The 16,945-nt window shown below is 70.4% G+C and carries 16 protein-coding genes, 1 pseudogene and 1 riboswitch; of the genes and pseudogenes, 9 read left to right on the top strand and 8 right to left on the bottom strand.

What is annotated here, in order from left to right; genetic code table 11:
* The first annotated feature begins 7 nt into the window (after window positions 1–7).
* Entirely contained in the window at window positions 8–817 is an 810-nt protein-coding gene (locus tag J7I97_RS20735; RefSeq protein ID WP_308363094.1) for a serine hydrolase domain-containing protein, read from the top strand.
* A gap of 18 nt (window positions 818–835) precedes the next feature.
* Here the strand turns inward: J7I97_RS20735 and J7I97_RS20740 are convergent, their stop codons facing one another.
* Window positions 836–1,192, bottom strand: a complete 357-nt coding sequence (locus J7I97_RS20740; RefSeq protein ID WP_214937053.1) for a hypothetical protein — start codon at window positions 1,190–1,192, stop codon at window positions 836–838.
* On the opposite strand from J7I97_RS20740, the gene J7I97_RS20745 reads away from it, so the two are divergent.
* Window positions 1,191–1,577 carry a nuclear transport factor 2 family protein gene (locus J7I97_RS20745; protein ID WP_214937055.1) on the top strand — a complete coding sequence of 129 codons (387 nt, stop codon included), beginning with the start codon at window positions 1,191–1,193 and terminating at the stop codon, window positions 1,575–1,577. The two genes, J7I97_RS20740 and J7I97_RS20745, sit on opposite strands and share 2 nt — an antisense overlap.
* Here J7I97_RS20745 and J7I97_RS20750 read toward each other — a convergent pair.
* From J7I97_RS20750 to J7I97_RS20760, 3 genes and pseudogenes are all read right to left on the bottom strand, one after another.
* Window positions 1,510–2,013 (bottom strand): hypothetical protein, encoded by a 504-nt coding sequence (locus tag J7I97_RS20750; RefSeq protein ID WP_214937058.1) that lies wholly within the window; start codon window positions 2,011–2,013, stop codon window positions 1,510–1,512. The genes J7I97_RS20745 and J7I97_RS20750 overlap by 68 nt on opposite strands.
* A 97-nt stretch (window positions 2,014–2,110) precedes the next feature.
* Window positions 2,111–2,704 (bottom strand): annotated as a pseudogene (locus tag J7I97_RS20755) (extracellular solute-binding protein); the annotation flags it as partial.
* Window positions 2,705–2,742: 38 nt separating this feature from the next.
* The gene (locus J7I97_RS20760; protein ID WP_214937059.1) at window positions 2,743–4,182 is read right to left on the bottom strand and encodes a gamma-aminobutyraldehyde dehydrogenase; all 1,440 of its coding nucleotides are present in this window, start codon (window positions 4,180–4,182) and stop codon (window positions 2,743–2,745) included.
* A gap of 169 nt (window positions 4,183–4,351) precedes the next feature.
* Between J7I97_RS20760 and J7I97_RS20765 the strand changes: the two genes are divergently transcribed.
* The 7 genes from J7I97_RS20765 to J7I97_RS20795 all read left to right on the top strand — a co-directional run bounded on the left by J7I97_RS20765 (window position 4,352) and on the right by J7I97_RS20795 (window position 11,642).
* A complete protein-coding gene (locus J7I97_RS20765; RefSeq protein ID WP_214937061.1) occupies window positions 4,352–4,855 on the top strand; it encodes an Lrp/AsnC family transcriptional regulator in 504 nt (167 codons plus the stop codon).
* A 3-nt stretch (window positions 4,856–4,858) separates the two neighbouring features.
* Window positions 4,859–6,220 (top strand): aspartate aminotransferase family protein, encoded by a 1,362-nt coding sequence (locus J7I97_RS20770; RefSeq protein WP_214937064.1) that lies wholly within the window; start codon window positions 4,859–4,861, stop codon window positions 6,218–6,220.
* Between the two features lie 224 nt (window positions 6,221–6,444).
* Complete coding sequence (locus tag J7I97_RS20775; protein ID WP_214937066.1) at window positions 6,445–7,281, top strand: ABC transporter ATP-binding protein; 837 nt, start codon at window positions 6,445–6,447, stop codon at window positions 7,279–7,281.
* Window positions 7,263–8,336 (top strand): hypothetical protein, encoded by a 1,074-nt coding sequence (locus tag J7I97_RS20780; protein ID WP_214937068.1) that lies wholly within the window; start codon window positions 7,263–7,265, stop codon window positions 8,334–8,336. The genes J7I97_RS20775 and J7I97_RS20780 overlap by 19 nt, the downstream gene beginning before the upstream one ends.
* A 26-nt stretch (window positions 8,337–8,362) precedes the next feature.
* On the top strand, window positions 8,363–9,454 hold the full coding sequence (locus J7I97_RS20785; protein ID WP_214937070.1) for an LOG family protein: 1,092 nt from the start codon (window positions 8,363–8,365) through the stop codon (window positions 9,452–9,454).
* 100 nt (window positions 9,455–9,554) lie between these two features.
* Window positions 9,555–10,460 (top strand): hypothetical protein, encoded by a 906-nt coding sequence (locus J7I97_RS20790; RefSeq protein WP_214937072.1) that lies wholly within the window; start codon window positions 9,555–9,557, stop codon window positions 10,458–10,460.
* 255 nt (window positions 10,461–10,715) lie between these two features.
* The gene (locus J7I97_RS20795; protein ID WP_214937074.1) at window positions 10,716–11,642 is read left to right on the top strand and encodes a DMT family transporter; all 927 of its coding nucleotides are present in this window, start codon (window positions 10,716–10,718) and stop codon (window positions 11,640–11,642) included.
* Here J7I97_RS20795 and J7I97_RS20800 read toward each other — a convergent pair.
* The 4 genes from J7I97_RS20800 to rlmN all read right to left on the bottom strand — a co-directional run bounded on the left by J7I97_RS20800 (window position 11,605) and on the right by rlmN (window position 16,767).
* Complete coding sequence (locus tag J7I97_RS20800; RefSeq protein ID WP_214937075.1) at window positions 11,605–12,624, bottom strand: ABC transporter ATP-binding protein; 1,020 nt, start codon at window positions 12,622–12,624, stop codon at window positions 11,605–11,607. The two genes, J7I97_RS20795 and J7I97_RS20800, sit on opposite strands and share 38 nt — an antisense overlap.
* A complete protein-coding gene (locus J7I97_RS20805; RefSeq protein ID WP_214937077.1) occupies window positions 12,624–14,234 on the bottom strand; it encodes an iron ABC transporter permease in 1,611 nt (536 codons plus the stop codon). The genes J7I97_RS20800 and J7I97_RS20805 overlap by 1 nt, the downstream gene beginning before the upstream one ends.
* A gap of 59 nt (window positions 14,235–14,293) precedes the next feature.
* A complete protein-coding gene (locus J7I97_RS20810; protein ID WP_214937079.1) occupies window positions 14,294–15,391 on the bottom strand; it encodes a thiamine ABC transporter substrate binding subunit in 1,098 nt (365 codons plus the stop codon).
* A gap of 85 nt (window positions 15,392–15,476) precedes the next feature.
* Window positions 15,477–15,586, bottom strand: a riboswitch (TPP riboswitch).
* A gap of 68 nt (window positions 15,587–15,654) precedes the next feature.
* Window positions 15,655–16,767: a 23S rRNA (adenine(2503)-C(2))-methyltransferase RlmN gene (gene rlmN, locus J7I97_RS20815; RefSeq protein WP_214937081.1), complete on the bottom strand. Its 1,113-nt coding sequence runs from the start codon at window positions 16,765–16,767 to the stop codon at window positions 15,655–15,657.
* Window positions 16,768–16,945: the final 178 nt, after the last annotated feature.

Genomic DNA, 16,945 nt, shown 5'->3' on the forward strand with positions numbered 1-16,945 from the left:
CAGGCCGGTGCAGGAGTATCTGCCGGGGACCTTCCCCGATGCGTTCGCGCCCGTCACGGTGCGCGAGCTGCTGAACCACACGAGCGGCATCCAGGCGGCCGACGGACCGGGCGACGCGTTCGAGGCGCAGTGGGAGCACCGTTTCGATGTGACCGATCCGCGCGAACAGATCGCCAACGCCGTGGCAAAGGGGCCGGAGTTCGAGCCGGGCACGGCGCAGCACTACCTGAACATCAACTACACCGTGCTCGGTGTGCTCATAGAGAAGGTGACGGGTACGAGCTACGAGGCCTCGGTCGCCCGGCGGATCCTTCAGCCCCTGGGCCTGCGCCAGACGTCCTTCCCCGGGCGGACGCAGACGCGGATCCAGGGCCCGTACAACCACGGCTACCAGGCGGTGCCGCGGCCGGACGGGTCGAGGGCACTGCGCGATGTCTCCGTGTGGAACAGCTCGGACCGTTGGGCGGCCGGTGACATCATCTCGACCACGGCGGATCTGGAGCGCTTCACCGTGGCCCTGTTCAGCGGCCGGATCGTGCCGAAGGCGCAGCTGGAGGAGATGTTCACGGTTCCGGAGGTGAAGGACTTCGCCTCCGGGAAGGACGCCACACTGACCGCGGGCATGTCCAGGATAGTCCTGCCGGACGGCACGGTCGCCTGGGGCAAGTCGGGTGGCCGGCACGGCTACAACACCGCGATAGGCGCGACCCGCGACCTCTCCCGCACCTTGGTCTACTCCGTCAACTCCACGAACGCCAAGGGGCAGGACATGAACCCGGTGGCCCTCGGGATCGTCATGGCGGCCTTCGCCAAGTAACCGGCCTGGATGATTGATTCAGCGTGGCCGCAGCCCGTCGAAGACCACCTTGAAGATCAGCTCCCGGGGTACCGGATCAGCTCCGAGTTGCTCCAGTGCCCTGGTGGTGCCGGCCAGGAGGGCGATGAGCTCTGGCAGGCCCAGCTCCGGGCGGACCGCACCGGCCTGTTGTGCCCCGGCCAGCAGCTCGGTCAGCCGGGTCTGGATCTCCATGGTCGGCTCCTGCAAGGACGCATGTGCGTCCACCCCGGCTGCGCCGAGCGCCTGGGTGAACTCGTTCTTGCCCGCGGACTGTTCCACTACCAGGCGGAAGCAGGCGAAGAAGGCCTCGGTGGGCCCCGCCTCGGCGGCCACCTGCGCGGTCTGGGCTGCCATGGTCTCCAGCCTGCGCACCATCACGGCCTCCAGCAGCGCCTCCTTGGTCGGGAAGTGCCGGAAGAGCGAGCTGAACCCGGCGAACGTAGTCGTCCGGGAAGCCGACGACGCGGAGGTGGTCGTCGCCGAGTTCGACTACCGCGTGCACCACCGGGTGACCAATCGGACTTTCGAGGCCGCCAACATCCAGGTGCTGCGGGTCCGCGACGGCCTGATCGTCAGCAGTCGGGACTTCCACGACCACCTGGCCCTCGTCATGGCCGGCGGCGGCCTGCCCGAACTGGTAGCGGCACTGGAAGGCAAATGGCCCCAGTCATCTAGGCCGGGGTGGAGACAGGGTTCGGAGCGGGGGCGGTGGACCCCTGCAGCGTCTCCAGGCGCTTGATCATGCGGCGCAGGACCAGCAGGGGGATCACGCCGAAGACACCGAATGACATGTCGATGACCGACCACCAGAAGGGGATGCCCCGGATGGGGCCGCAGATCAGGGCCAGCGGAATGACTCCGGCGCAGGCGATCATGCCCGCCTCGATGATCCAGATGTTGCGTACGGGGTCGCGGTGGACCCCGTAGAAGAAGACGGCGATCACCAGGTGGGCGAAGGCGAGCCAGTCGGTGCCGTAGAGGAGGAAGGGGTAGTCCGCGTCGGCCTGGTTCAGGCCGTCCCCCACCCGCCGCAGCCATGTGTGGGACACCAGGGAGTTGGCCCAGTGGAGCTCACTGACCAGGGGGAAGGCCGTGAGCCCACTGAGCACCAGACAGACGATGAACAGGGCCAGCCAGGCACGGATCCGCCGCTGAAGGGCGCTTCTCTCGCTCATGGAAGGAAGCCTACGCCGAATTCTGAACACGTTCAGACCACTTCCTGAACCCGTTCAGTTCTTGTGGCCGGACCGTGATCACCAACCGGCGGCGTTCTCAGAGTCCGACGATGGAGTTCCAGCGCTTGGCGAAGGACTGGCGTTCGGCCGAGGAGTCCCGGGCCACGACGAGCCTCTTGCGCATGTCGCCGTCGGGGAAGATCAGCGGGTTCTCGGCCAGCTCGGCGGTCTCCTTGTCGTCGGAGGCGGCGAGGACCTCGCGGGCGGCCGGCACGGGGCAGACGTAGTTGACGGAGGCGGCGAGATCGGCGGCCACCTCCGGGTCGTAGTAGTAGTCGATCAGGGCCTCGGCATTGGCCTTGTGCCGGGCGAGGTTGGGGACCAGCAGACTCTCCGCCCAGAGCTCAGCGCCCTCCTCGGGGACCACGAACTCGATATCCGGGTTGTGGTCCTTGACGGACTTGATCTCCCGGCCCAGGGCCTTGCGGTTGTAGGCGATGCCGGTGATCCCCGACTGCCAGGGCACGGTGTGCAGGCGCCCCTCGTCGAAGGCGGGGGACCGAAGCTGCGGGTCGAGGTGGGCGGCCACGTTGGACTGGGCCGAGCGGTCCATCTTCTGGGCCCAGCCCAGGCGGACGAAGAGGCAGGCAATAGACATGTTGTCTACTGCCCGCCCCGTCAGAACTCTGTTGCGATCAGAACTCTGTTGTGATCAGAACTCTGTTGTGATCAGCCGTCGAGCGACGTCATGACGTGCTTGATGCGGGTGTAGTCCTCGAAGCCGTAGGCGGAGAGGTCCTTGCCGTAGCCGGACTTCTTGAAGCCGCCGTGGGGCATCTCGGCGACGAGCGGGATGTGGGTGTTGATCCACACGCAGCCGAAGTCGAGGTTCTTGGACATGCGCATCGCGCGGCCGTGGTCCTTGGTCCACACCGAGGAGGCGAGGGCGAACTCGACGCCGTTCGCGTACTCCAGGGCCTGGGACTCGTCCGTGAAGGACTGGACGGTGATGACGGGGCCGAAGACCTCGTTCTGGATGATCTCGTCATCCTGCTTCAGGCCGGAGACCACGGTCGGGGCGTAGAAGTAGCCCTTCTCGCCGACCTGGTGGCCGCCCGCCTCGACCTTGGCATGGGCGGGGAGCCGCTCGATGAAACCCGCGACCTGCTTGAGCTGGTTCGGGTTGTTCAGCGGGCCGTACAGCACGTCCTCGTCGTCCGGCTGGCCGGTCTTGGTGTCGGCGGCGGCCTTGGCGAGCGCGGCCACGAACTCGTCGTGGATCGACTCGTGCACGAGCACGCGGGTGGCCGCGGTGCAGTCCTGGCCGGCGTTGAAGTAGCCGGCGACGGCGATGTCCTCGACCGCCTTGGCGATGTCGGCGTCCTGGAAGACCACGACCGGGGCCTTGCCGCCCAGCTCCAGGTGGACGCGCTTGACGTCCTTGGAGGCGCTCTCGGCGACCTGCATGCCCGCGCGCACCGAGCCGGTGATGGAGGCCATCGCCGGGGTGGAGTGCTCGACCATGGCCTTGCCGGTCTCGCGGTCGCCGCATACGACGTTGAAGACGCCCTTGGGCAGGATCGAGTCGATGATCTCGGCCATCAGGACCGTGGAGGCCGGGGTGGTGTCCGAGGGCTTGAGCACCACGGTGTTGCCCGCGGCGATCGCCGGGGCGAACTTCCACACGGCCATCATCATCGGGTAGTTCCACGGCGCCACCTGGGCGCAGACGCCGACGGGCTCACGGCGGATGATCGAGGTCATCCCCTCCATGTACTCGCCGGCCGAGCGGCCTTCGAGCAGGCGGGCCGCGCCCGCGAAGAAGCGGATCTGGTCCACCATCGGCGGCAGCTCCTCGCTGGCCGTGAGGCCCAGCGGCTTGCCGGTGTTCTCCGACTCGGCGGCGACGAGCTCGTCCGCGCGCGCCTCGAAGGCGTCCGCGATCTTCAGCAGGGCCTTCTGCCGGTTCGAGGGCGTGGTGTCGCGCCAGCCCGGGAAGGCGGCGGCGGCCGCGGCCATGGCCGCGTCCACGTCGGCCTGGCCCGACAGCGGAGCGGTGGCGTACACCTCGCCGGTGGCCGGGTTGACCACCTCGGTGGTCCGCCCGTCGGCGGCGGCCTTGAACTCCCCGCCGATGTAGTTGCGCAGACGACGCAGTTCGGTGGTCACTACAGCCACTCTCCTGATCACATGTCCAATGATTGAGACGATTCCCAAGCCTAGCCCCTCGGCGGACGCTTTCGACAGGGGCAGACGCCATGAACTACGAAATCAGTGAGATCAGAGTCTTCAAACAACGGATTTCATCGATTCCGTCTTGCGGAACAGACGACTCCTCGTGCACAGTGAGGGTGTGGTCAGTCGAAGCGCAGATTCCAGGAACAGACAACCGTCCCCTTCGGTCGATGCTGTGTCCCTGGCGATCATCGAGCAACTGCAGGAGGACGGTCGCCGTCCCTACGCAGCGATCGGCAAGGCCGTAGGCCTGTCGGAGGCAGCCGTGCGCCAGCGCGTGCAGAAGCTGCTCGACCAGGGCGTCATGCAGATCGTCGCCGTCACCGACCCGCTCACCGTGGGCCTGCGGCGCCAGGCGATGGTCGGTATCAACGTCGAGGGAGACCTCGACCCCGTGGCCGACGCGTTGACCGCGATGGCCGAGTGCGAGTACGTGGTGATGACCGCGGGCTCGTTCGACCTGATGGTGGAAATCGTCTGCGAGGACGACGACCACCTACTCGAAACGATCAACAAGAAGATCCGCGCGCTCCCCGGCGTGCGATCCACCGAAAGCTTCGTTTACCTGAAGCTGAAGAAGCAGACCTACATGTGGGGAACTCGATAGCCCGTGAGCCAGGACCTCTCCAAGACCGCGTACGACCACCTGTGGATGCACTTCACCCGCATGTCGTCGTACGAGAACTCGCCCGTCCCCACCATCGTGCGGGGTGAAGGCACCTACATCTTCGACGACAAGGGCAAGCGCTACCTGGACGGTCTCGCCGGACTGTTCGTGGTCAACGCCGGTCACGGCCGCAAGGAACTGGCCGAGGTCGCCTACAAGCAGGCGCAGGAACTCGCGTTCTTCCCCATCTGGTCGTACGCGCACCCCAAGGCCGTGGAGCTCGCCGAGCGCCTCGCCCACTATGCCCCGGGCGACCTGAACAAGGTCTTCTTCACCACCGGTGGCGGCGAGGCCGTCGAGACCGCGTGGAAGCTCGCCAAGCAGTACTTCAAGCTCCAGGGCAAGCACACCAAGTACAAGGTCATCTCGCGCGCGGTCGCCTACCACGGCACCCCGCAGGGCGCCCTGTCGATCACCGGTCTGCCGGCCCTGAAGGCCCCCTTCGAGCCGCTGGTCCCCGGCGCGCACAAGGTGCCGAACACCAACATCTACCGCGCCCCGATCTACGGCGACGACCCCGAGGCCTTCGGCCGCTGGTGCGCCGACCAGATCGAGCAGGAGATCCTGTTCGAGGGCGCCGACACCGTCGCCGCCGTCTTCCTGGAGCCGGTGCAGAACGCCGGCGGCTGCTTCCCGCCGCCGCCCGGGTACTTCCAGCGGGTCCGCGAGATCTGCGACGAGTACGACGTGCTGCTCGTCTCCGACGAGACGATCTGCGCCTTCGGCCGCCTGGGCACGATGTTCGCCTGTGACAAGTTCGACTACGTCCCGGACATGATCACCTGCGCCAAGGGCATGACCTCGGGCTACTCCCCGATCGGTGCCTGCATCATCTCGGACCGCCTCGCGGAGCCGTTCTACAAGGGTGACAACACCTTCCTGCACGGCTACACCTTCGGCGGACACCCGGTGTCCTCGGCGGTGGCGCTCGCCAACCTCGACATCTTCGACAAGGAAGGCCTCAACCAGCACGTGCTGGACAACGAGGGCGCCTTCCTCTCGACGCTGCAGAAGCTGCACGACCTGCCGATCGTCGGCGACGTCCGCGGCAACGGCTACTTCTACGGCATCGAGCTCGTCAAGGACAAGAACACCAAGGAGTCCTTCACGGACGAGGAGACGGAGCGCGTGCTCTACGGCTTCCTCTCCAAGGCGCTCTTCGACAACGGCCTGTACTGCCGGGCCGACGACCGAGGCGACCCGGTCATCCAGCTGGCCCCGCCGCTGACCGCGGACCAGGGCACCTTCGACGAGATCGAGGGGATCCTGCGCTCGGTGCTCACCGAGGCGTGGACCAAGCTCTAAAGCTGTGCCCAGCAGTGGAACCCAGCAGTAAATGCTGTGCCCAGCCGCTGGAGCCCAGCAGTAAATAGGGCGAACCACACGGCCCGGATCCCCCGTTCGAGTGAGAACGCGGGGGTCCGGGCCGTGTGCTGTCACCATCCAAGACGTTCATCTCTTTACATCTCAGTGCGGCGCCAGTGACTTCAGCGGGCTCCGCTTCGTTCCCCCGGACGGAGGTGTACGCCATGGTGGCTCCACCGGACAATGCCCCGCCTGACAATGACGTCCTCTGGGCACGGTCCCTTCATTACTCCCACAGCGGTTCGCCCGGCCTCATCGGGGTCTCGGTCGGCGTCCGCCAAGGCGAGATCCTGGCCCTGACCGGCCCGCGCGGCAGCGGCAAGACCACCCTGCTGCGCTGTCTGTACGGGCAGCTGGTTCCCGACCAGGGCGAGGTCTGGTTCAACAGCGTGCCCGTGCACACCATGGGTGCCGTGGCCCGCCAACGGCTGCGCCGCGACCGGTTCGGCTGGATCGGCCCCGAGCCCCAGCTGCTGCCCGAGCTCAAGGTGTGGGAGAACGCCGCGCTGCCTCTGCTGATCGCCGGCGCCCCGCATCGCGCCGCCAAACGCGCCGCCTGCGAATGGCTGGACCGGCTCGACATCGGCGGCTTCGCCCGCAAGCGCCCCGGCGCCCTCAGCCGGGCCGAGTCCCAGCGGGTCACCCTGGCCCGGGCCCTCGTCAACGAGCCCGCGGTGATCTTCGCCGACGAGCCCACCGCCCCGCTGCACCGGGCCGAGCGCTCCCTGCTGCTCCGTACGCTGACCACGGCGGCCCGCTCGCACGGAATCACCGTGCTCTTCGCCACCCACGACGAGGAGACCGCGGCCGCCGCCGACCGCCGGGTCGCCCTGGTGGACGGCCGCCCGGCCGGCGCCGCCGCGGCGACCGCCGCCGCTCCTTCCGCGTCGGCCGCTTCCGCCGCGTCGTCATCGGCGCCCGCTACCGCTGCGTCGGCCTCCGCTTCCTCCGCCTCCGCCGAGAACCTGGAGGACCAGGCCGCGTGCTCGCTCTCCGCCTAGTCCGCGGCTCCCGGCCGCTGGTCCAGCTGCGCCGACTGCTCGTCGCGGCCGCCTCGGCCGGGGCCGGGTTCCTGCTGCTGTACGTCCTCGCGGGGGCCACGGCCCGCCCCGGCGGATCGTTCCCGCAGCTGCTGTGGGCCCTGATCCCGCTCGCCGTCACCGTGCAGTTCGCCGTCGCCGTGGCCCGGACCGACCCGGCGGCCCGGCCCCGGGAGGGGATGGACGCCGCCGGGCTGGGCCCTGTTCGGCTCACCCTGGTCGGAGCGATCTCCACCGCCGTCGCGTGCACCCTGGGCAGCTCCCTGGCCCTGGCCGCCTTCCTGCATCTACGGGGGGACCTCGCCGGGCTGCCCTTCGACGGAGCCGGGGCCGGGCTGCTGCACGCCGACCGGCCGCTGCCCGTGGCGGCCGCCCTCACCCTGCTGGCCCTGATCCCGATGGCCGCCTCCGCCGCCACCGCCCTCGCCCTGCGCCCGCACACTCCCCTGGCCCCGCAGACCGGACTGCCCTGGGGCATCGCCATCACCGCCTGCGGGCTCGCCGTGGAAGCGGCTGCGGGGCGGAGCAGCGCCGGGATGGCCGCCGGCTGGTCGCTGACCGCGGTCGGGCTCGCCCTCGCCGGGCCCGGGCTGGCCTACGCCGGCGGGACCCTGATCCAGGCCGTCCGCCCCGGGGCGCTGCGGCTGCTGGCCGGGCGGGCCCTCCAGGAGGAGGCACCCCGGCTGGGCCGGCCCCTCGGGGCGCTGTGCGCGGTCGGTGCCGGCGCCGTCACCGCCTGGGCCCTGCGCGACCGGGGCGGGCTGCACGTTCCGCTGGGCCCGCTGACCGGGCCCGCCGCCGCGCTGGTGGTGCTGTGCGCGGCTGCGACTCTGCTCACATCGGCGGTGGAGGTCCGGCAGGCCCGCGCCGCCACCCGCGAGACCCTGCTCGGCCTTGGCACACCTGGCACGGTGCTCCGTACAGCCGCGACCCTGCGGGCCACCGCCCTGGTGGTCGTATGCGTACCGCTCAGCTGGGGTGTGGCACAGCTGACGTCGCTGGCCCTGACCCGCTGACGCGGGCAGCCCTTAGGGTGGGCCGAATGGTCAACGCAGACATCGAGATCGAGACGCTCGCCGAATTCGACCAGGTCGTGGCCCGCGGCTCGCTCAGCGGCTACCGGATCCAGTCGGTCAACCTGCTGGAGCGGACCTTCGCGCTGCTGTCCGCCGACACCTCGGCGGCCGTGTTCCTGGGCTGCGCGATGGAGCCCGACGCCTCGGTGAAGGTGCGCGCCGACGGCGCACTGGTCTTCCCGCCGGTCCCCGACCTGCCGTTCAACCCGTACCGCAGCCTGCTGTACACGGCCGACGAGCTGTTCACGGGACTGCCCGCCGGCTACGAGGCCACCCCGGACGCCCAGGCGTACGCCTGGTTCCAGGAGACCAAGGCCGATGGCGACGTCTTCTCCTCGATGCTCCGGTCCGTCCACGACGACGCCATCTCCGACGCCCTCGACGAGCACCTCGCCGGTGCCCGCGTGGTGGGCGTCATGGGCGGCCACGCCATGGCCCGCGGCGGCACCGAGTACCGCGGCGCGGCGGAACTCGGCCGGACACTGACGCGGTCCGGGCTGACCGTGGCCACCGGCGGCGGCCCCGGCGCGATGGAGGCGGCGAACCTCGGCGCCTACCTGGCCCCGGCGGCGGACGAGGCCCTCGGGGAGGCGCTGGAGCTGCTGGCCAAGGCCCCGTCCTTCGCCCCCTCGGTGTCCGACTGGGCGCGGGCGGCCTTCGCGGTACGGGAGCGCTGGCCCGCCGGTGGTGACTCGGTGGGCATCCCGACCTGGTTCTACGGGCACGAGCCGCCGAACGCGTTCGGGGGCCACATCGCCAAGTACTTCGCGAACGCCACCCGGGAGGACGGGCTGCTGGCCCGGTCCAATGCGGGCGTGGTGTTCCTGCCGGGCGCGGCGGGCACCGTGCAGGAGATCTTCGACAACGCGACCCCGAACTACTACGAGTCGCGCGGGGAGCCGACCCCGATGGTCCTGGTGGACCGTACGCACTGGACGGAGCACCTGCCGGCCTGGCCGCTGCTCCAGGCGCTGGCGCGCGGCCGGGGCATGGAGTCCCGGATCGCGCTGGTCGACTCGGTGGGCGAGGTGCCGGCGGCGCTCGCGGCCATGCGCTGAGCCCGCCCGCAATCGGCACGGCCCGGGAAGCAACTTCCCGGGCCGTTCTCACGTCTGGCAGATGTAACGCAAAACCTGCCAGAAGCGAACGGAGCCCTTGGTGCTCATAGGCCTGCTGACCGCTGTCGCGGCGTCCATCTGCTACGGCACGGGATCCGTCCTCCAAGCCGTGGGCTCCCGCCGGGCCGCCCGTATGTCGCCGGCCGACGCCGGGGTGACCCAGCACGGCGGACCGAACCTGTCCTCCACGGCCAAGGCGGCGATGACCTGGGAGTTCATCCTCGGCACGATCCTGGACTTCGTCGGCTTCGCCCTCGGCGCCCTCGCGGCGCGGCTGCTCCCGCTCTTCCTCTCCCAGACGGTGATCAGCGCCAACCTGGTGATCACCGCGGTGCTGAGCGTGAAGATGCTGGGCATCCGGCTGACCCGCAAGGAGTGGACGTCCATCGGGGTCGTCTGCACGGCGCTGGTGCTGCTGGCCACGGCCGCGGGCCACGAGGGCGGGCACCACGCCCCGATGTCCACCCACTGGTGGCTGCTCGCGGTGACGCTCCTGATCATCGTGGGCGGCACGGTGGCGACCCGGTTCCTGGGCGCCCGGGCGGCGATCATGGCGGGCCTGCTGTCCGGCCTGGCCTTCGGCGCGCTCGGCGTCGGCGTCCGCATCCTCGACGGTGTCGAGCCGTTCGACCTAGGCGCCCTGCTGGCCGACCCGGCCCTCTACGCCATTCTGGTGGCGGGCGTCGGCGGCATGTACCTGCACACCGTCGCCCTCCAGATCGGCTCGGTGAACGGTGCGACGGCGGCCCTGGTCGTAGGCGAGACGGTGCTCCCGGGCGCGATCGGCGTGCTGTGGCTCGGCGACGCGTCCCGCCCGGGCCTGGCCTGGCTGGCCGTGCTCGGCTTCGTCCTGGCGGTGACCGGCGCGGTGGCGGTCGCCTGGTACGGCAACCACGACGGGGCCGACGCCCCGACGGAAACCCCGGCCCCGGTGCCGGTTCGCTGAGGCGCGGGCCCGGCCTTCGCTGAAGCGCGGGCCCGGCCTTCGCTGAAACGCGGGCCCGGCCTTCGCTGAAACGCGGGCCCGGCCTTCGCTGAAACGCGGGCCCGGCCTTCGCTGAAGCGCGGGCCGGCCTTCCCGGGTACGTGCTCCGGCCGGGCCGCCCGGGCGCCAGCGCAGACCCAGACGCAGGCGCGCACAAGATCAGGCGGCGCCACCCAGACGCAGGCGCGGCTCTTCCGGGCGGCCTACCGTGGAGTGATGGACCAACGTCGCGACCGGGTGGCGCCCGCTTGTTTCGTGGCGGGCTCCGTACTGGCCGGGGGGAACGCCGTCGGGATCAGGCTCTGCGTCCGCGAGCTCGACTCGCTCTGGGGCGCCGCCCTCCGCTTCGGCGCCGCGGCGGTCGTTCTGTTCGCGGTGATGGCCGTCTTGCGGCTGCCGTGGCCGCGGGGGAAGGCGCTCGGCGGCGCGGTGGCGTTCGGGCTGCTGAACTTCGGGGTCACCTTCGCGCTCACGTACTACGCCCTGGTGGAGATCCACGCGGGTCTGGGGCAGACCATGCTCGCGCTGGTCCCGCTCGTCACCTTGATGCTCTCGGTCCTGCAAGGGCAGGAACGATTCCGCGCCACGGCGGTCGCCGGCACGCTGCTCGCCGTCGCCGGGGTCGCGGTGATCTCCCAGGCGACCCTGCGCGGGTCGGTGCCCCTGCTGTCCTTCCTGGCCCTGCTCGGCAGCGTGCTCTCGTTCGCACAGGCGGCCGTGATGGTACAGCGGCTGCCGAGGGTTCACCCGGTGGCCATGAACGCGGTGGGGATGGCGGCCGGGGCCGTCGCCCTGTTCGCCGGATCCCTCATCGCGGGCTACCGCTGGGTGCTCCCGGAGCGCGCCACGACCTGGTGGGCGCTCGCGTACCTGGTCGTGGCGGGCTCGGTGCTCACCTTCGTGTTCTACCTGCTGGTGATCCAGCACTGGGGCGCGTCCCGGGCCGCGTACGCGTTCGTCGTGGTTCCCGTCGTCGCCATCATGGCCTCCGCCTGGCTCGACGACGAACCGCTCACCGCCGCACTGCTGCTGGGGACCCCGCTGATCCTCGCCGGGGTCTACCTGGGAGCCCTGCGCCGGACCCGCCCCGCTCCGCGGGCGCCGGTCAGCCCGCCGGGAGGACGACCACCTCGGACGGGGTGAACGACACCGCGACCCGGTCGCCCACCGACGGGGCCCCGGCCAGCCCGCACTCGGCCTCCAGCACCGGCCCCGCCTCCGGCCGCAGCAGCAACGCCACATGCGTCCCCCGGAAGGTCCGCGCCTCCACCACGCAGGCCAGCCCCTCCCCGAGGACCACCCCGGCGGGCCGGACCAGCAGCCGCTGCTCCCCCTCCGGGGACCCGGCCGGCACCGGAACCTTGCCCCACGGCGTATCGGCGGCACCGCCGGACACCACCGTCGGCACCACGTTCTCGAACCCGAGGAACCGCGCCACGAACTCCGACGCCGGCCGCCGCCACACCTCCAGCGGCGTGCCCGCCTGCGCGATCCGCCCGTCCCGCATCACCACCACCCGGTCGGCCAGCGCGAACGCCTCCCCCTGATCGTGCGTGACCGCCAGCACCGTCGTGCCCAGCCGGGAGAACAGCCCCTGGAGCTCCACCACCAGCCGCTCCCGCAGCCCCCGGTCCAGCTGCCCCAGAGGTTCGTCCAGCATCAGCAGCCGCGGCGACGGCGCCAGCGCCCGGGCCAGCGCCACCCGCTGCTGCTCACCGCCCGACAGCGAGGCCACCGCGCGGCCCTGGGCGCCGGGAAGCCCGACCAGCTCCAGCAACTCCGCGACCTGGGCCTCGTACGCCCCCCGCCCGGCGCCGCGCATCCGCAGCCCGAAGGCGACATTCCCGCCGACGTCCCGGTGCGGGAACAGCTGGTGGTCCTGGAACATCAGGCCCACGCCCCGCCGGTGCACCGGCACCCCGGCCTGATCGGCGCCCCCGAGGAGCACCCGCCCGCCCGAGACCTGCTGGAGCCCGGCCACCACCCGCAGCAGGGTGGACTTCCCGCTTCCGCTCGGCCCGAGCACGCACACGATCTCGTGCTCGGCGACCTCCAGGTCCACGGCGTCCACGACCGCACGCTCCCCGAAGCGGACCGACACATCCTCCAGTCGCAGCAGCGTCATCAGAACTCTCCCGAGGTCTTGTCGGGTCGCAGCCGCTCCAGCACCAGCAGGGACACCGCGCACACCAGCATCAGAATCGTGCTCAGGGCCATCGCCTGCCCGTAGTTCATCTCCCCGGCCCGCCCCAGCAGCCGTGCCACGGCCACCGGTAGCGTCGGCTGATCCGGCCGGGCGATGAAGACGGTCGCGCCGAACTCCCCCAGCGAGACCGCGAAGGCGAACCCGGCGGCGATCAGCAACGCCCGGCGCACCAACGGCAGGTCCACCTCCCGCCACGCCCGCAGCGGCGACGCGCCGAGCACCGCGGCCGCCTCCCGGAGCCGTGCGTCCACGGCGCGCAGCACCGGCAGCATGCTCCGTACGACGAACGGCACGCCCACCAGCGCCTGCGCCAGCGGCACCAGGATCCACGAGGTCCGCAGGTCCAGCGGCGGCTCGTCCAGGGTGATCAGGAACCCGAAGCCCACGGTCACCGCCGACACCCCCAGCGGGAGCATCAGCAGCGCGTCGAACCCACGCACGAAGCGGCCCCCGCGCCGGGTCAGCGCCGCGGCCGCCAGGCCCCCGATGAGCAGGGCGATCGCGGTGGCGGCGAGCGCGTACTGCAGGGAGTTCCAGATCGCCTCAAGCGGCGGCACGAGGAAGGTCCCGCCGCTCGCGTCCTGGAGCGCCTCGTAGAAGCCGAACCCGTACCCGCCGGGCGCATCGAAGGACCGTTCCACCAGCACACCCAGCGGCAGCACGATCAGCAGCGCCACCGTCAGCATCATCGCGCCCAGCAGCGACCGCTGCGCCCAGCCGCGCGGCGGGTGCGCCGTACGCCCCGGGTCCACCAGCCGCAGCGCGGTCTCCCGCCTGCGCACGGTCCGGGAGTGCACGGCTAGGACGGCGCCGATCGCCACGAATTGCACCATCGTCAGTACGGCGGCCGTCGGCAGGTCCAGGAGCTGCGCGGTCTGCCGGTAGACCTCCACCTCCAGGGTGGAGTACGAGGGCCCGCCGAGGATCTGCACGACGCCGAAGGAGCTGAAGGTGAACAGGAACACCATCAGCGAGGCGGCGGCCACGGCCGGCGCCAGCGCGGGCAGCGTCACCCGCCGCCAGGCCGCGAACCGGCCCGCGCCCAGCACCCGGGCGGCCTCCTCCTGGCGCGGGTCCAGCTGTGCCCAGAGCCCGCCGACCGTCCGTACGACGACGGCGTAGTTGAAGAACACGTGCGCGAGCAGGATCGCCCACACGGTGGTGTCGAGACGGATCCCCCATACCTCGTCGAGCAGCCCGTTCCGCCCGACCAGGGCCAGGAAGGCGGTGCCGACGACCACGGTCGGCAGCACGAACGGAACGGTGACCACCGCCCGCAGCAGCTGCTTGCCGGGGAATTCGAAGCGCGCGAAGACATACGCGCCGGGGAGCGCGATCAGCAGCGTGAGCGCCGTCGACGCGAGCGCCTGCCAGGTGGTGAACCACAGCACGTCGGCGATGTCGGGCCGGGCCAGTACCTCGCCGATCCGGCCGAACTGCCAGCCGGAGTCGGTCTTGAGCCCGCGCCCGACGATCGCGGCGACGGGATAGGCGAAGAACAGCCCGAAGAAGGCGAGCGGGACGGCCATCAGGCTCAGCCTGACGGCCGTGGCCCGCGCGCCCTCCTTCGGGGCACTGCTCTCCCGTACTACTTCACGACGAGCGAGGACCATGCCTTGACCCACTGGTCACGGTTCTTGGCGATGGCGTCGGGAGCGACCGTCTCCGGCTTCTCGATGACCACACCGTGCTTCGTGAACAGCTCCGGCAGCTTCGCGTCCTTGGTCACCGGGTTCACGAACATCTGGAGGGGCATGTCCTCCTGGAACTTCTTGCTGATCAGGAAGTCGATGAGGGCCTTGCCGCCCTCCTCGTTCTTCGCGCCCTTCAGCAGACCCGCGAACTCGACCTGACGGAAGCAGGTGCCGGTGGAGACACCCGTCGGGGCCTCGGCCGGCTGCGGCTCGCCGTACAGCACCTCGACGGGCGGGCTGGAGGCGTAGGAGACGACCAGCGGGCGGTCGCCCTTGGCCTTCTTGCCGCCCGCGGAGCCGGAGAAGCGCTCGTTGTACGCCTGCTCCCAGCCGTCGACGACCTCGACGCCGTTCGCCTTGAGCTTGCTCCAGTAGTCCTTCCAGCCATCGTCCCCGTACTTGCCGACGGAGGCGAGGAGGAAGCCGAGGCCGGGCGAGGAGGTCGCGGCGTTCTCGGTGACCAGCAGGTTCTTGTACTCCGGCTTGATCAGGTCGTCCAGCGTCTGCGGCGGGGCGATCTTCTTGTCGGCGAAGTAGGCCTTGTCGTAGTTGACGCAGATGTCGCCGGAGTCGATCGGGGTGACCCGGTGCTCCTTGTCCAGCACGTACTCGGGCTTCACCTCGCCCAGCCCCTTGGCCTCGTACGGCGTGAAGATGCCGTTGTCGAGGGCGCGGGAGAGCAGGGTGTTGTCGACACCGAAGAAGACGTCGCCGCGCGGCGAGCCCTTGGTGAGGATCTCCTGGTTCAGGGCGGCGCCGGCGTCGCCGGACTTCAGCACCTTCACGGTGTAGCCGCTCTGCTGCTCGAACTCCTTGAGGACCGCTTCGGTCACGTTGAAAGAGTCGTGTGAGACGAGCGTGATGGTCTTGGACTTGGGGGCGTCGCTCGCGCCCGCCGACTTGTCCTTGGCGTCCCCGCCGCAGGCGCTGAGCGTCGTGACGCCGAGCGCGGCCACGAGCGCGGCGCCCGCGATCTTCCTGGTGGTGCTCACTGGTGAATTCCTCCTGGGATGTCCAGGAGAAGACGCGGCCCTGCCCGGCGCTCTGTTCGAGCGGACGCCAGGCAGGGCGCTACAGCTTGAGTGATGACCGAACTTCCTACCCCGAATGACCGGGGCGAGGTTCAGAGGGTCTGCGGATGACGGTTACCGCACTCTCAGCGCTGTGGCGCTCCCCTGTCGGAATATGCATTGGTTCGGCCACAGGGTACCCCGCGGCCGAACCAAGGCGATGAAGCGCCGATGAAGCGCGAAATCTAGCGCTCCGAGGCCGCCAGCTGCCCGCACGCGCCGTCGATCTCCTGGCCGCGGGTGTCCCGTACGGTCACCGGCACGCCGTGCCGGGCGATGGCCTCCACGAAGGCCTTCTCGTCCTCGGGCCGCGAGGCGGTCCACTTGGAGCCCGGGGTCGGGTTCAGCGGGATGAGGTTGACGTGCACGCGCTTGCCCTTGAGCAGCTTGCCGAGCAGGTCACCGCGCCAGGCGTGGTCGTTGATGTCGCGGATCAGGGCGTACTCGATGGAGATCCGGCGGCCGGACTTGTCCGCGTACTCCCAGGCCGCGTCCAGCACCTCGCGCACGTTCCACCGGGTGTTGACGGGCACCAGGGTGTCGCGCAGCTCGTCGTCCGGCGCGTGCAGCGAGACGGCGAGGCGGCACTTGAAGCCCTCGTCGGCGAAGCGCAGCATCGCCGGGACCAGACCGACGGTCGAGACGGTGATACCGCGCTGCGACAGGCCGAGACCGTCGGGCTCGGGGTCGGTGAGGCGGCGGATGGCGCCGACGACGCGGTTGTAGTTGGCCAGCGGCTCGCCCATGCCCATGAAGACGATGTTGGACAGCCGGGCGGGGCCGCCGGGGACCTCGCCGTCGCGCAGGGCGCGCATGCCGTCCACGATCTGGTGCACGATCTCGGCGGTGGACAGGTTCCGGTCGAGGCCGGCCTGCCCGGTGGCGCAGAACGGGCAGTTCATGCCGCATCCGGCCTGCGAGGAGATGCACATGGTGACCCGGTCGGGGTAGCGCATCAGCACGGACTCGACGAGCGTGCCGTCGTGCAGTTTCCACAGGGTCTTGCGGGTGGTGTCGTTGTCGCACGAGATGTGCCGGACGACGTTCATCAGGTCCGGCAGCAGCTCCTGCTGGAGCTTCTCGCGGGAGCCCGCCGGGATGTCCGTCCACTCGGCCGGGTCGTGCGCGTACCGCGCGAAGTAGTGCTGCGAGAGCTGCTTGGCCCGGAACGGCTTCTCACCGATCGCGGCGACCGCCTCGCGGCGCTCGGCCGGCGTCAGGTCGGCGAGGTGCCGGGGCGGCTTCTTCGCTCCACGAGGGGCGACGAAAGTGAGCTCTCCCGGAACAGGGCGGGCCATGGCAGGTACTCCTTGTAAGACGAAAGGCGCGCCGCAGAAGCAGCACGCCTTTCAAGAGTAACCGCCCGGACTCACCCGAAACCGTCTCCGATACGTCGTCCCAGCTCAGCGGGGTCCGGGCGATGAACCGCCCGTGGCCCGGCAGCCGAGGGGGCACGTTTCCGAGAGGGCACGTTTC

It is taken from the genome of Streptomyces sp. ISL-87 (genome assembly GCF_018614095.1).
Classification (GTDB): Bacteria; Actinomycetota; Actinomycetes; order Streptomycetales; family Streptomycetaceae; genus Streptomyces.